Source organism: Streptacidiphilus fuscans, assembly GCF_015690355.1.
GTDB lineage: Bacteria > Actinomycetota > Actinomycetes > Streptomycetales > Streptomycetaceae > Streptacidiphilus > Streptacidiphilus fuscans.
The window spans coordinates 402,913-416,283 of the sequence record NZ_JADPRT010000006.1; the positions used below are offsets into that span (position 1 = coordinate 402,913).

A 13,371-nucleotide genomic window follows, 5' to 3' on the forward strand; every position below is an offset into this window, starting at 1 on the left:
CACCCGCACGCCGCACCATTTACTAGGACGTCCTAGTATCTGTATCGTCGGCGCTGCTTCGACCTGTCCCGGAAGGCCACCATGAGTGATCTGCACGTACCCGAGAACCCTGTCCGCCTGGTCACCGCTTCGGCGCTGTTCGACGGGCACGACGCGTCGATCAACGTCATGCGGCGGATCTTCCAGTCGCAGGGCGCCGAGGTGATCCACCTCGGGCACAACCGGTCCGTGCAGGAGGTCGTGAACGCGGCGATCGAGGAGGACGTCCAGGGGGTGGCGGTCTCGTCCTACCAGGGCGGGCACGTCGAGTACTTCGAGTACCTGGTCCAGTCGCTGCGCGAGCGCGGCGGGGAGCACATCCGGGTGGTCGGCGGCGGGGGCGGCGTGATCGTCCCCGAGGAGATCGCGCGGCTGCGCGCCAGCGGCGTGACCATCTTCTCGCCCGAGGACGGCCAGCGGATGGGCCTGGTCGGGATGATCAACTCGGTGGTCGCGGACTGCGACTTCGACCTCTGGGCGAACCGCAGCGCCGAGCTCGGCGCCGTGCTGACCGGTGACCGGTCCGCCGTCGCGCGCGCCATCACCGGCGCCGAATTGGGCAGGCTGTCACCGGAGTTCCTGGAGCAGGTCCGCGCCGCCGCGGCCGCGCGCCCGGTGCCGGTCCTCGGGATCACCGGCACCGGCGGCTCCGGCAAGTCCTCGCTCACCGACGAGCTGGTGCGCCGGTTCCGCGTCGACCAGCAGGACAAGCTGCGCATCGCGGTGATCGCGGTCGACCCGACCCGCCGACGCGGCGGCGGAGCGCTGCTGGGCGACCGGATCCGGATGAACTCCCTCGACGGCAACCGGGTGTTCTTCCGCAGCCTGGCCACCCGCGGCAGCCACGAGGTGCCCGAGCACCTCGCCGACGTGATCGACGTGGTCAAGGCCGCCGGGTTCGACCTGGTGATCGTGGAGACGCCGGGCATCGGCCAGGGCGACGCGGCCATCGTGCCGTTCGTCGACACCTCGCTGTACGTGATGACGCCGGAGTTCGGCGCCGCGTCGCAGCTGGAGAAGATCGACATGCTCGACTTCGCCGACGTGGTCACCATCAACAAGTTCGAGCGCCGCGGCGCCAAGGACGCGCTGCGCGACGTGAGCCGCCAACTGGTGCGCAACCGTCAGGCGTTCGACAAGAAGCCGGACGACATGCCGGTGTTCGGCACCTCGGCCGCGACGTTCAACGACGACGGCGTCACCGCGCTCCACCAGCACCTGAAGGCGCTGCTGGCCGAGAAGGGCCTGCACCTCTCCGAGGGCGCGCTGCCGTCGGTCGACGTGCGCCACTCCTCCGGCATCCGGCAGGTCGTGCCGGCCGACCGGGTGCGCTACCTGGCCGAGATCGTCGAGACGGTCCGCGGCTACCATGCCGAGACCGAGCAACTCGCCACGGCGGCAAAGCGGGTGCAGTACCTGGACGCCGTCAAGGCCGAGCTGGTCGAGGCCGGGCTCGACGCCGCGAGCGTGACCGAGCTGCTCACCGAGGCCTGCCGGCAGCTCCCGTACGAGATCGGCGAGCAGATCGCGGGCTGGCCCGCGGTGGTGGCGTCCTACTCCGGCGACGAGCAGGTCGTGAAGGTCCGCGACAAGGAGATCCGCACCGCGCTGACCCGCGAGTCCCTGTCGGGCAACCGGATCCCCCGCGTGGCGCTGCCCCGGTTCACCGACCACCAGGAGCTGGTGCGGTTCTGGCGCCGGGAGAACCTGCCGGGCTACTTCCCGTTCACCGCAGGGGTGTTCCCGTTCAAGCGCGACGGCGAGGACCCGGCGCGCATGTTCGCGGGCGAGGGCGACCCGCAGCGCACCAACCGGCGCTTCAAGCTGCTCTCCGAGGGCCAGCCCGCCACCCGGCTCTCCACCGCGTTCGACTCGGTGACCCTCTACGGCCGCGACCCCGACGAGCGCCCCGACGTCTACGGCAAGGTCGGCACCTCCGGCGTCTCGGTGGCCACCCTCGACGACATGAAGGTCCTCTACGACGGCCTCGACCTGATCGCGCCGACGACCTCGGTCTCGATGACGATCAACGGCCCGGCGCCGACCGTGCTGGCGTTCTTCCTGAACACCGCCATCGACCAGCAGCTCGACCGGTTCCGCGCCGACGAGGGCCGCGACCCCTCCCCCGCCGAGGCGGACCAGCTGCGCGCCCACGCGCTGGCCAACGTCCGCGGCACGGTGCAGGCGGACATCCTCAAGGAGGACCAGGGGCAGAACACCTGCCTGTTCTCCACCGAGTTCTCGCTGCGGATGATGGCCGACATCCAGGAGTGGTTCATCGCGCAGAAGGTGCGGAACTTCTACTCGGTCTCCATCTCCGGCTACCACATCGCCGAGGCGGGCGCGAACCCGATCAGCCAGCTCGCCTTCACCCTCGCCAACGGCTTCACCTACGTCGAGGCGTACCTGGCGCGCGGCATGCACATCGACGACTTCGCCCCCAACCTGTCGTTCTTCTTCTCCAACGGCATGGACCCCGAGTACTCGGTGCTCGGCCGGGTCGCCCGCCGCGTCTGGGCCGTCACGATGAAGAAGAAGTACGGCGCCAACGAGCGCTCCCAGAAGCTGAAGTACCACGTGCAGACCTCCGGGCGGTCGCTGCACGCGCAGGAGATGGACTTCAACGACATCCGCACCACGCTGCAGGCGCTGATCGCCATCTACGACAACTGCAACAGCCTGCACACCAACGCCTACGACGAGGCGGTCACCACCCCGACCGAGGAGTCGGTGCGCCGCGCGCTGGCCATCCAGCTGATCATCAACCGGGAGTGGGGCCTGGCGATGAACGAGAACCCGCTCCAGGGCTCGTTCGTCATCGACGAACTCACCGACCTGGTCGAGGAGGCGGTGCTGGAGGAGTTCGAGCGCATCAGCGAGCGCGGCGGCGTCCTCGGTGCGATGGAGACGGGCTACCAGCGCGGCCGGATCCAGGACGAGTCGATGCTGTACGAGCAGCGCAAGCACGACGGCACCCTGCCCATCATCGGCGTCAACACCTTCCGCAACCCGCACGCCGACACGGCCACGCCCGGCCCGATCGAGCTGGCCCGCGCCACCGAGGACGAGAAGCGCTCGCAGCTCCAGCGCGTGCGCGACTTCCAGGCCGGCCACCACGACGACGCCCACGCCGCCCTGGCCGCCCTGCGGGACGCGGCGGTGAACGGCGACAACGTCTTCGCCGTCCTCATGGACGCCGCCCGCGTCTGCTCGCTGCAGCAGATCACCGAGGCGTTCTTCGAGGTCGGCGGCCAGTACCGCCGCAACGTCTGACGGGACGGCGGGTCCGGCGAGCGGAGAGTCTTCGATCGACAGGGAGATGCGGCTGACAGGCATTTAAAACAAAGGCATGGTTCCCGTATTGGTGCTACAATCGTAGCCATACGGGGCCGTCGGGCTGGCATCACCCGGATGCCGGCGGATCGCCCCTCCGCAAGGGGGAGAACACCATGACCTTCCAGCTCGAAGCCGCTACACGGGCGACCATCGACGAGCGTCTGCGCACGGCCAAGGCCTACCGCCTCACCCGTGCCGCGCGGCTCAACAACCGCGCCGAGCGCGCCGCCCGGCGTGCGCGGCAGGCGCTGACCAGCCTGCAGGCATGACCGTCCGTCCGGGAATGGGCCGCACCGCACCACGGTGACGGCCCATTCCCGCGTTCCGAGGCACCACGTTCTCGCGTTCCGACGCAGCACCTTCCCGCGTTCCGACGCACCACGTTCCCGCGTTCCGACGCACCACCGCTGCCCGATCTACCATGAGAGGCACGGTCCTTCGCGGCCGCACCTGCCCACAGCCGAACGGTAGGAGGCGGGCATGGCCATCGGGAGCGTGTCCGGCTGGGTGGACGACCCGCGGTACATGCCGATCTCCGAGCACGGTCTGATCGGCGATCTCCGGACCGCCGCCCTGGTCGGGACCGACGGCACGATCGACTGGTACTGCCCCCCGCGCTTCGACGCGCCCAGCGTCTTCGGGTCCATCCTCGACGCCGACCGGGGTGGGTCGTTCGCGCTGACCGCCGACGTGCCCGCGCGGACCCGGCAGTTCTACTTCCCCGACACCAACGTGCTGATCACGCGGTTCTACGCGGCGGACGGGGTGGCGGAGATCCAGGACTTCATGCCGGTCGTCGACGAGTCCCGCGAGGCCGACCGGCACCGGCTGATCCGGCGGGTGGTCTGCGTGCGCGGCAACCTGCCGTTCGTCGCGCGGATCGCCCCGCGCTTCGGCTACGGGGCCGAGAAGCACACGCTGCGCGTCCAGGGCCGTGAGGCCGTCTTCGAGGCCCCGTCGCTCTCCCTCGCCCTGACCTCCACCGCGCCCCTCGAACCCGACGGCCCGGACGTGGTGTCGCACTTCAAGCTCCTCGAAGGCGAGTCCGTGGTCTTCGCCCTCGACCAGGTCGGCGCGGGCGTCCGCCCGCAGGCCTGTCCGCTCGCCGAGGCGCAGCAGCAGTTCGAGGCCACGGTACGGTTCTGGCGCACCTGGCTTGGCCGCTCGCGCTACCGCGGCCGGTGGCGCGAGATGGTGCACCGGTCGGCGCTGGTGCTGAAGCTGCTCACCTACGCGCCGACCGGCGCGATCGTGGCCGCCCCGACGACCAGCCTGCCGGAGCAGGTCGGCGGTGAACGCAACTGGGACTACCGCTACGTGTGGGTCCGCGACGCCGCCTTCTGCGTCTACGCCATGCTCCGGCTGGGCTTCACCTCGGAGGCCGAGGCGTTCATGGGCTTCCTGTCCGAGCGCGGCATCATGCGCGGAGCCGGCCCCACCGGTCCGCTGCAGATCATGTACGGCATCGACGGGCGCTGCGACCTGCCCGAGATCGAACTGCCGCACCTGGAGGGCCATCTGGGCTCCGCCCCGGTCCGGATCGGCAACGCCGCCACCACCCAGCTCCAACTGGACATCTACGGAGCGCTGATCGACTCGGTCTACCTCTACGACAAGTGGGGACAGCCCATCAGCAGCGACCGCTGGGACGAGGTCTGCGCCGTGGTGGACTGGCTCTGCGCCCACTGGGACCAGCCCGACGAGGGCATCTGGGAGACCCGGGGCGGCCGGAGGAACTACGTCTACTCGCGGCTGATGTGCTGGGTGGCGATCGAACGGGCCGTCAGGATGGCCAACCGGCGCGGCCTGCCCGCCGATCTCGTCCGCTGGCAGCGGAGCCGGGACGACATCTACCGGCAGATCATGCGCCAGGGCTGGTCCGCCGAGCGTGGGACGTTCGTCCAGGCGCTGGGCGGCGACGTCCTGGACGCCTCCGTGCTGATGATGCCGATGGCCAAGTTCATCTCGCCCACCGACCCCAAGTGGCTCTCCACCCTGGACGCGCTGACGGCGACTCTGGTCTCCGACTCGCTGGTCTACCGCTACGACCCGGAGGCCAGCCCCGACGGCGTGCGCGGTGCCGAGGGCACCTTCTCGATCTGCTCGTTCTGGTACGTGGAGGCGCTCACCCGCGCCGGGCGGCTGGAGGAGGCCCGGCTGGCCTTCGAGAAGATGCTCACCTACGCCAACCACGTCGGCCTCTACGCCGAGGAGATCGGCCGCACCGGGGAGCAACGCGGCAACTTCCCCCAGGCGTTCACCCACCTCTCACTGATCAGCGCCGCCTTCAACCTCGACCGCGCCCTCGGCTGAGGACCGGCTCGCGGAGGGCAGCAGGTGACGGACCGTCGGCGCGCCCTGCGCGAGGGAGCGCACGTCCTGAAGGAGACCCTCGTCGTATCCGGTGGTGCGGCTGGAGTGCTGCAACAGGTGCTCGGACCAGGAGGCGACCTGGAAGGCCTCGGTGAAGTGCTCGGGCACCGCGCTGTCGCGGTACAGCTCCCAACTCACGGCGCCGGTACGCCTGCGGGACTGCTCCACCGGGCGCATCGCGGCGACGAAGGCGTCGACGTCCCCGGGGGCGACGGTGTAGTCGATCAGGACCAGCACCGGCGTGTCGTCGGGGACGGCGTCGAGCACCAGGGCCGGCTCGGGCCAGGTGGACACGACCGAGCGGTCGAGCGGGGCGGTGGGGTGGATGACCGGCCACCACAGCAGCGTCACGGTGGTCGCCACCAGCAGCCCGGCGGCGGCGAGCAGCGCCTGGGTCAGCCCGGCGGCCCCGGCCACAGCGCCCCAGACCAGCGAGCCGATGCCCTGGCCGCCCATGAAGACGATGAGATAGACGGCGAGCCCGCGGGCCCTGACCCATGCGGGCAGCCTCAGTTGCAGTTCGGTGTTGAAGGTCGACAGGTTGACCAGCCAGGCCGCACCGGTGGGCAGGAGCACGAGGGCCAGGGCGGTCAGGCTGTGCAGGGTGGCGGTGGCGACGGTGCCACCGGCGAACACGACGCCGCCCAGCGCCAGCAGGACGTTCTCCGACAGGGCCGCCCGGAGCCGTTTGATCGTCAGGGCGCCGACGATCGCTCCGACGCCCAGGGCCCCGAGCAGCAGCCCGTACCCTCCCGATCCCAGGTGCAGGCTCCGGCCCGCCGTCACCGGCAGCAGCGCCCACAGCGCCGAGGCGGGCAGCACGAACAGCGCGGAACGCACCAGGATCCGCCGCACGCCCGGCGCGTGCCGCACATAGCGAACTCCGGCGTGCAGTGCGGGGACCGGCGCCTCACTGCCGCGCAGGCTCTGCGGGGGACGGTGCCAGGCGTAGACCGCCAGCGCGACGACGACGAAGCTGACGGCGTTCACCGTGAACACCGTGGCCGGGCCGGAGACCGCGACCAGCAGGCCCGCCAGCGCCGGGCCGACGGCCCGCGCGACGTTGACGTTGAGGCTGTTGAGCGACGCGGCCTGCGGGATCAGGTCGCGCGGGACCAGCTCCGGCTGGATCGCCTGCCAGGCGGGGTTCGTCAACGCCTGGCCGCAGCCCATCAGGAACGTGATCAGCAACAGGACCGTGGGGGTGGCGAGCCCCGCCCCCGTCAGCCCGGCGAGCACCCCGGCGAGCACCGCCATGGCCACCGACAGCGCCAGCAGGATGTGCCGGCGGTCCAGCAGGTCCGCGAGCACGCCCGCGGGCAGCGAGACGAACAGCACCGGCAGCAGGCTGGCCGCCTGCACCGCCGAGGTGAGCAGCGCCGCGTTGGGCTGGTGCACCAGCATCCACTGGGCTCCCACGGTCTGCATCCAGGTGCCGATGTTCGACACCATCTGGGCCAGCCACAGCAGGCGGAACGCGGGCACCGCCATCGGCGCCCACGACGACTGCCCGTACCCCTGCGTGCCCTGCATCCCCATGGGCTCCCTCTCCGGCCGGTCCCGCACCGGCTCCGCACCGGTCGATTCTCCCGCCGATGCGGCTGGTACGCCGCTCCGCCACGGGGGTGCCCGGCCGGGGAATTCCACGCAGTGCTAACCTGCCTGAGCCAAAAAATCTGCGCAGCCATGCAGGTTTCCGGCAGCGTGCCAGGCAGCGAAGCCGGTGAAGCCCGCGAAGCGGGTCATTCCGGCGCTGTCCCGCAACTGTGAGGGCCGTCTTCCGTGCGGCTTGAGCCAGGTCGCCTCCTGCCGCGCTACGACATCGGCCCTCGTGGGAAGGGGCGGTCCGTTTCTGTCGGCGCGCGTCCTGCGCCGCTCGTCGACGGATTGGCTTCTTCCCGTCCCTCGGGAGGAAGCACCACCATGGCTCACTCGTCCGTCCGGCCCCGGCCCGCCCGACACACCCGGATCGTCCGCGCCGTCTCGACGGCGACCGCCGCGCTCGCGGCCGTGGCCGTCGTCGCCGGTTGCAGCTCCACGGGATCCGGCTCCTCCAGCTCCGCCGACTCCTCGTCCTCGTCCTCGGCGGGCGCGTCGACGGCCGCCGCGGCGTACCCGGTCACGGTGAGCGGCGCCAACGGCAAGGTGACGCTCGCGTCCCAGCCGCACCACATCGTCTCGCTGTCGCCGACCGCGACCGAGGACCTGTACGCGGTGGGTGCGGGCAAGCAGGTCGTCGCGGCGGACTCCGACTCGAACTACCCGTCGGGTGTGCCGACTACGAGCCTCAGCGGGCTGACCCCGAACATCGAGGCCATCGCCAAGTACAACCCGGACCTGGTCATCACCTCCCAGGACGCCGGCGGTCTGGTCGCCGGGCTGACCAAGCTGGGCGTCCCGGTCCTGATCGAGCCCGCGGCGGCGACGATCAACGACGTCTACACGCAGATCGACGCGATCGGCCAGGCCACCGGCCACGCCGCCCAGGCGACGCAGACCGTCACCACCATGAAGGCGTCCATCGCCGCCTCGGTCAAGGCGGCCGGTGCCCACCACCCGAACCTCAGCTACTACTGGGAGGTCAGCGCCAACCCGTACTACTCGGCGACCTCGGCCACCTTCGCCGGGCAGATCGCCTCGCTGTTCGGCCTGAAGAACATCGCCGACAAGGCGGACAAGGCCTCGGACGGCGGCTACCCGCAGCTGTCCGCCGAGTACATCGTCTCGGCCCAGCCGCAGCTGATCTTCCTCACCAACAACCAGTCCACCGACGGCGGGCAGACCCCGGCGATCGTCGCGTCCCGGCCCGGCTGGTCCGGCATCCCGGCCGTCAAGAAGGACCAGATCGTCGGGCTGAACGACGACATCGCCTCCCGCTGGGGTCCGCGTCTGCCGCAGCTGGTCGCCCAGATCGCGCAGGCCGTCGAGAAGGCCCCCGCCAAGTGACGCACGGCGGATAGTGAACATCAGGTGACGGGACATCAGGTGACGCAGCATCAGGCGACGGGGCATCAGGCCGCGCGAAGGGGCGGGCAGTGACACGGGACGGACAGCGCCCGCGCACCCTGCGCGCCTACGGCATCGCGGTGGTCTTCCTGGCCGCCGCGGTGCTCGTGGGTGCCATGGCCGGTGCGGCGGACCTCAACCCGCTGGCGACGGTCGCCGCGCTGCTCGACCGGCTGCCGCTGGTCCATCTGCCGCAGCAGCTCAGCGCGTTGGACCGGGCGGTGCTGTTCCAGATCCGGCTGCCGCGCGTGGTGCTGGGGGCCCTGGTCGGCGGTGCGCTCGCGCTCGCGGGCGCGGGCTACCAGGGCGTCTTCCGCAATCCCCTGGTCGACTCGTCCCTGCTGGGCGCGTCGGCCGGGGCGGGCCTCGGGGCGACGGTCGCCATCGTCGCGCTGGGCGGCGCGGACGCGGCCACCGTGCCGGTGGCGGCATTCGTCGGCTCGCTGGCGGGCGTCGCCCTCGCCTATCTGGCGGGCGTCACCGGCAGACCGGGGACCTCGACGCTGCTGCTCGCCGGGCTCGCGGTCTCGATGTTCCTGACGGCCGTGCAGACGTACGTGCTGCAGCGGTCCAGCCAGGACATCCAGCAGGTCTACTCGTGGCTGCTCGGCTCGCTGTCCGCCGCCACCTGGAGCCAGGTGACGCAGATCCTGCCGTACCTGGCGGTCTCCACCGCCGCCGTGCTGCTGCACGGCCGCCATCTCGACGTGCTGTCCGTCGGCGACGAGGAGGCCCGCTCGCTGGGCCTCCGGCCGGGCCGGATCCGGCTGGTCGTGGTGGCCGCGTGCGCGCTGGCCGCCGCGAGCGCCGTCGCGGTCAGCGGGCTGATCGGCTTCGTCGGGATCGTCGTCCCGCACGCGGTGCGCAGACTGGCGGGCACCTCCTACCGGCTGGTCCTGCCGCTGTCGATGCTCTTCGGCGCCGGTTTCCTGGTCCTCGCCGACACCGTGGCCCGCACCGTCGTCTCCCCGGCCGAGCTGCCCATCGGCGTCGTCACCGCGCTGATCGGCTCGCCCGCGTTCGTCTGGATCCTGCGCTCCACCCGGTCGGTGCGCACATGACCGACCGCGCCCTCGGGCTGGAGGTGAGCGGCGTCGCCGTCGACCTGGACCGGACCCCGATCGTCCGCGACGTCTCCTGCGCCGTCGCCCAGGGCGGCTGGCTGGCGCTGATCGGCCCCAACGGCGCGGGCAAGTCGACCCTGCTGCGCGCCGTCGCCGGGCTGCTCCCCCATCGCGGCGACGTCCGGATCGACGGCTCCCCCGTCGGACACCTGCGCGCCCGCGAGCGGGCCCGGCTGATCGGCTATGTGGCGCAGAACCCGCTGCTGCCACCGGACATGACGGTCCAGGAGTACGTGCTGCTGGGCCGCACGCCCCACCTCGGCTACCTGGCCGGTCCCGGCGAGCGCGACCGCGAGGCCGTGCGGCGCACGCTCACGGCACTCGACCTCGGCGACTACGCCGACCGCCGCCTCGCCCAGCTCTCCGGCGGCGAGCGCCAACGCGCGGCGCTGGCCCGTGCCCTGGCCCAGGAACCCCGGCTGCTGCTGCTCGACGAGCCGACCTCCGCGCTCGACCTCGGCCACCAGCAGCACGTTCTCGACCTCGTCGACGACCTGCGCCGCACCCAGGACCTGACCGTGGTCACCACCCTGCACGACCTGACCACCGCGGCCCAGTACGCGGACCGGCTGGTCCTGCTCCACCAGGGCCGCGTCGAGTCGGCCGGAGCGCCCGCCGAGGTCGTCACCCAGGACGCGATCGCCCGCGTCTACGCCGCGCGCGTCTCGGTCACGACCGACCCCGACGGCCGCCCGGTGGTCACCCCGCTGCGCGGCGCCCGGAACTGAGCCGCCGCCTGAACGGTTCACATCCGGGATCTGAGCACGTCGACCTCGCAGCCCGGCGAGGAGGGGTCGAAGCCGTGCTCGGCCAGCCAGCGGACCGCCAGCAGGCTGCGCAGCGACCACCACGCGCGGATCACGTCGAGATCGAGGTCGACGTCGCTGCCGTACCCGGCGACGACGTCGTCGAGGTGCTCCTCGTGACCGAGCGTCAGGATGGCGAGGTCGAACAGGGCGTCACCCCGGCCCGCCTCGGACCAGTCGATCACGCCGGTGACCTCGTCCCCGGCGACGAACACGTGGGCGCACTGCAGGTCGCCGTGCGTGAACACCGGCGTCCACGGCCGCAGCGCGGCCTCGGCGATCCGGCGGTTGCGCGTCACCAGGTCGGTGGGAAGGACGTCGTTCGCTACGAGCCAGGCACATTCGGCGTCGAGCGCCGACGCGAGCTCGTCGACGCTCCGGCCGGGCCATGGCGGCAGCGGTGCGTCGTGCAGCCTCCGGACGGCGGCGCCCGCCGCGGCCCACGCCGCCGGCGACGCGGTCGACGGCTCACCGAGGCGCGCGAGCGCCGTGCCCGGCAGGGCGGCGAGCGCGAGCACGGGCGGCTTCCGCCACAGGACCCGCGGCGTCGGGACCGGCGCGACGGCCATCGCCTCCACCTCGACGTCGGTACGACGCTGATCCGCGTCGACCTTGAGAAACACGTCGCCGACGCGCAGGGTCGCGCGCTCGTTGTGGGCGACCACGACCTCGACCTCGTCCTCGTGCCCGTCCTCGACGTCCGCCATGCCGCCCATTGTGGCCGGGACGCCCGGCGCCGTCGCCCGATTTGTCGCGGGCGAGCGGTGCGGCACGGACCCGGACCAGCGGCTACTGACGCGTCAGGGCGTCGGCGAATTCGGTCAGCAGGCGATGGAACACCGCGCGGTCCTGCGGGTCGAACGCCGCGAGGGCGTCCGCGATGACCGCCTCGGCGCGGGGCGTGACGGCCGCGAGGGCACGGTGGCCCTCGTCGGTCACATGGTTGTCCACGATCCTGCCGCGCCCCGAACTGCGCTCGACGAGCCCTCGGTCGTCGAGTCGCTGCAGCAACCCGCTGAGCGTCTGCGGGGTGTGGAACGTGGCCCTGGCCAGCTCGGAGGCCGAGGCCCCCGGCTGCCCCGCGGTCTCCCGCAGCACCGCCCACAGGCCCAGGTTGAGGCCGGACGGTCGCAACGCCTCGTCGAGCCGCTGGGCGAGCACATGTTGTGCGCGCCGGAGCGTGAGGCCGAACTCGACCTCCGCAGAACGTTCCTGGTCACGGTCGCTGTTGCTGGGCACGGCGCGATGGTACCTGAGCCGTCCGGTCACTTCGGGTCGAGCACGAACAGCGGGATGTGCCTGTCGGTCCGCCCCCGGTACTCCCGGTAGGACGGGAAGGCCCGCTCCGCCCGCTGCCACCACTCAGCCCGCTCCGCGCCTTCGGCCTCACGCGCGACGAAGGACCCGGTGACCGTTCCGTCCTGGAGCCGGATCTCGGGGTGCGCCTTGATGTTGTAGTACCAGGTCGGGTGGTCCTGAGCGCCCTGCCGCGAGGCGATCACCGCGTACCTGCCCTCGTGCTCCACCCGCATCACCACGGTGTAGCGCAGCTTTCCGGACTTGGCCCCGCGCAGCGTCAGCAGCACCACCGGTGACCCGAGCATCTCCATGCCCTCCGTGGTGCCGGACGCCAGGATCTGCTGCGTCTGTGCCCGCACGTGGTCCCTGGGGCTGAGTTCGACTGCTTCGTCGCCGTCGGCGTCGCCCGGGTCGTCCACGCTGTCCGCGCTGTCCGCGCTGTCGGATGGAAGTGCGACCGGGTACGGCTCGGAGACACCGGCGGACCGGCTGACCTGCTCCCATGTCGTCGCCTCCTCGATCTGCCGCCGCGAGTAGTCGAGCGACATCTCCACGGCGTTGACACCGAGGAGCAGGTGCGTGGGCAGGTGCTCACGTTTGACGACCCGTACGACGATCTCCGCCGCCCGCACGGGGTCGCCGACCGGCGGCGTGCCGCCCCCGCGCTCCAGCATCGCGCCGATGGTGGGTTCGTACTCCGACGGGATGCGATGGACCGTCATCGACGATCCTGTCGCGTCGGTCGCGAAGTAACTCGGCTCGACCGTCAGCACTTTGACGCCGAAGGGCGCGGTCTCCGCGGCGAGCGCCCGACTGAACCCGTCGACGGCGAACTTGGCCGCCTGGTAACTGGCCACGCCCGGGACTCCGCCGACGCGCCCGCGCGCCGAGGAGAACTGCACGACGACACCGCCGCCCTGGGCGCGCAGCTGCGGGATCACCGCCTTCGACACGTTGTAGACGCCCCAGAAGTTGGTCTCGAACTGGGCGCGGAAGTCCTCGTCGTCGCCGGTCTCGATGGGGGCGACGTTCAGGTAGCCGGCGTTGTTGACGACGACGTCGATCCTGCCGAAGTGCCCGACCGCATCCGCCACCGCGGCATGCACCGCGCGCGTGTCCGTCACATCCAGGGCCAGGGCGAGCAGTCGCTCGCCATGGGACTCGGCGAACTCCGCCAGCTGCTCCGGACGGCGCGCCGTCCCGACCACGCGGTCACCCGCCTCCAGGGCGGCCCTGACCAGCGCACGGCCGAGGCCGCGCGAGGAACCCGTGATGAACCATGTCTGCCTCTGCACCATGCCATCCCTTCGCCATCCCGGACATCACCCAATTGAAGCCGCCTGCATCATTGAAGTCACCTTCAATATGACCCTACGCGACGCGGCACG

General features: G+C 71.5%; 10 protein-coding genes, 1 pseudogene and 1 riboswitch. Of the genes and pseudogenes, 6 read left to right on the forward strand and 5 right to left on the reverse strand.

The genetic code is table 11. The features are described from left to right. Positions 1–81: 81 nt before the first annotated feature. The 3 genes from icmF (at position 82) to I2501_RS17665 (ending at position 5,688) form a co-directional block, all read left to right on the forward strand. Positions 82–3,312 carry a fused isobutyryl-CoA mutase/GTPase IcmF gene (icmF, locus tag I2501_RS17655; RefSeq protein ID WP_196194994.1) on the forward strand — a complete coding sequence of 1,077 codons (3,231 nt, stop codon included), beginning with the start codon at positions 82–84 and terminating at the stop codon, positions 3,310–3,312. Positions 3,313–3,488: 176 nt separating this feature from the next. Then, positions 3,489–3,644, forward strand: a complete 156-nt coding sequence (locus I2501_RS17660; RefSeq protein ID WP_196194995.1) for a hypothetical protein — start codon at positions 3,489–3,491, stop codon at positions 3,642–3,644. 211 nt (positions 3,645–3,855) lie between these two features. After that, positions 3,856–5,688 carry a glycoside hydrolase family 15 protein gene (locus tag I2501_RS17665; RefSeq protein WP_196194996.1) on the forward strand — a complete coding sequence of 611 codons (1,833 nt, stop codon included), beginning with the start codon at positions 3,856–3,858 and terminating at the stop codon, positions 5,686–5,688. On the opposite strand, the gene I2501_RS17670 is transcribed toward I2501_RS17665, so the two are convergent. Then, on the reverse strand, positions 5,644–7,281 hold the full coding sequence (locus I2501_RS17670) for an MFS transporter (protein ID WP_236046535.1): 1,638 nt from the start codon (positions 7,279–7,281) through the stop codon (positions 5,644–5,646). The two genes, I2501_RS17665 and I2501_RS17670, sit on opposite strands and share 45 nt — an antisense overlap. 140 nt (positions 7,282–7,421) lie before the next feature. Next, positions 7,422–7,572, forward strand: a riboswitch (cobalamin riboswitch). Positions 7,573–7,671: 99 nt separating this feature from the next. Between I2501_RS17670 and I2501_RS17675 the strand changes: the two genes are divergently transcribed. From I2501_RS17675 to I2501_RS17685, 3 genes are all read left to right on the forward strand, one after another. Next, positions 7,672–8,694 carry an ABC transporter substrate-binding protein gene (locus I2501_RS17675; protein WP_196194998.1) on the forward strand — a complete coding sequence of 341 codons (1,023 nt, stop codon included), beginning with the start codon at positions 7,672–7,674 and terminating at the stop codon, positions 8,692–8,694. Positions 8,695–8,783: 89 nt separating this feature from the next. Beyond that, the gene (locus tag I2501_RS17680) at positions 8,784–9,815 is read left to right on the forward strand and encodes a FecCD family ABC transporter permease (protein WP_196194999.1); all 1,032 of its coding nucleotides are present in this window, start codon (positions 8,784–8,786) and stop codon (positions 9,813–9,815) included. After that, entirely contained in the window at positions 9,812–10,606 is a 795-nt protein-coding gene (locus tag I2501_RS17685) for an ABC transporter ATP-binding protein (protein ID WP_196195000.1), read from the forward strand. The genes I2501_RS17680 and I2501_RS17685 overlap by 4 nt, the downstream gene beginning before the upstream one ends. A gap of 17 nt (positions 10,607–10,623) precedes the next feature. On the opposite strand, the gene I2501_RS17690 is transcribed toward I2501_RS17685, so the two are convergent. From I2501_RS17690 to I2501_RS39425, 4 genes and pseudogenes are all read right to left on the reverse strand, one after another. After that, on the reverse strand, positions 10,624–11,391 hold the full coding sequence (locus I2501_RS17690; RefSeq protein ID WP_196195001.1) for a phosphotransferase family protein: 768 nt from the start codon (positions 11,389–11,391) through the stop codon (positions 10,624–10,626). An 82-nt stretch (positions 11,392–11,473) separates the two neighbouring features. After that, a complete protein-coding gene (locus tag I2501_RS17695; protein ID WP_196195002.1) occupies positions 11,474–11,923 on the reverse strand; it encodes a MarR family winged helix-turn-helix transcriptional regulator in 450 nt (149 codons plus the stop codon). A 26-nt stretch (positions 11,924–11,949) separates the two neighbouring features. Then, on the reverse strand, positions 11,950–12,402 hold the full coding sequence (locus tag I2501_RS39420) for a nitroreductase family deazaflavin-dependent oxidoreductase (protein ID WP_328806434.1): 453 nt from the start codon (positions 12,400–12,402) through the stop codon (positions 11,950–11,952). Between the two features lie 21 nt (positions 12,403–12,423). Next, positions 12,424–13,281 (reverse strand): annotated as a pseudogene (locus I2501_RS39425) (SDR family NAD(P)-dependent oxidoreductase); the annotation flags it as partial. Positions 13,282–13,371 lie beyond the last annotated feature (90 nt).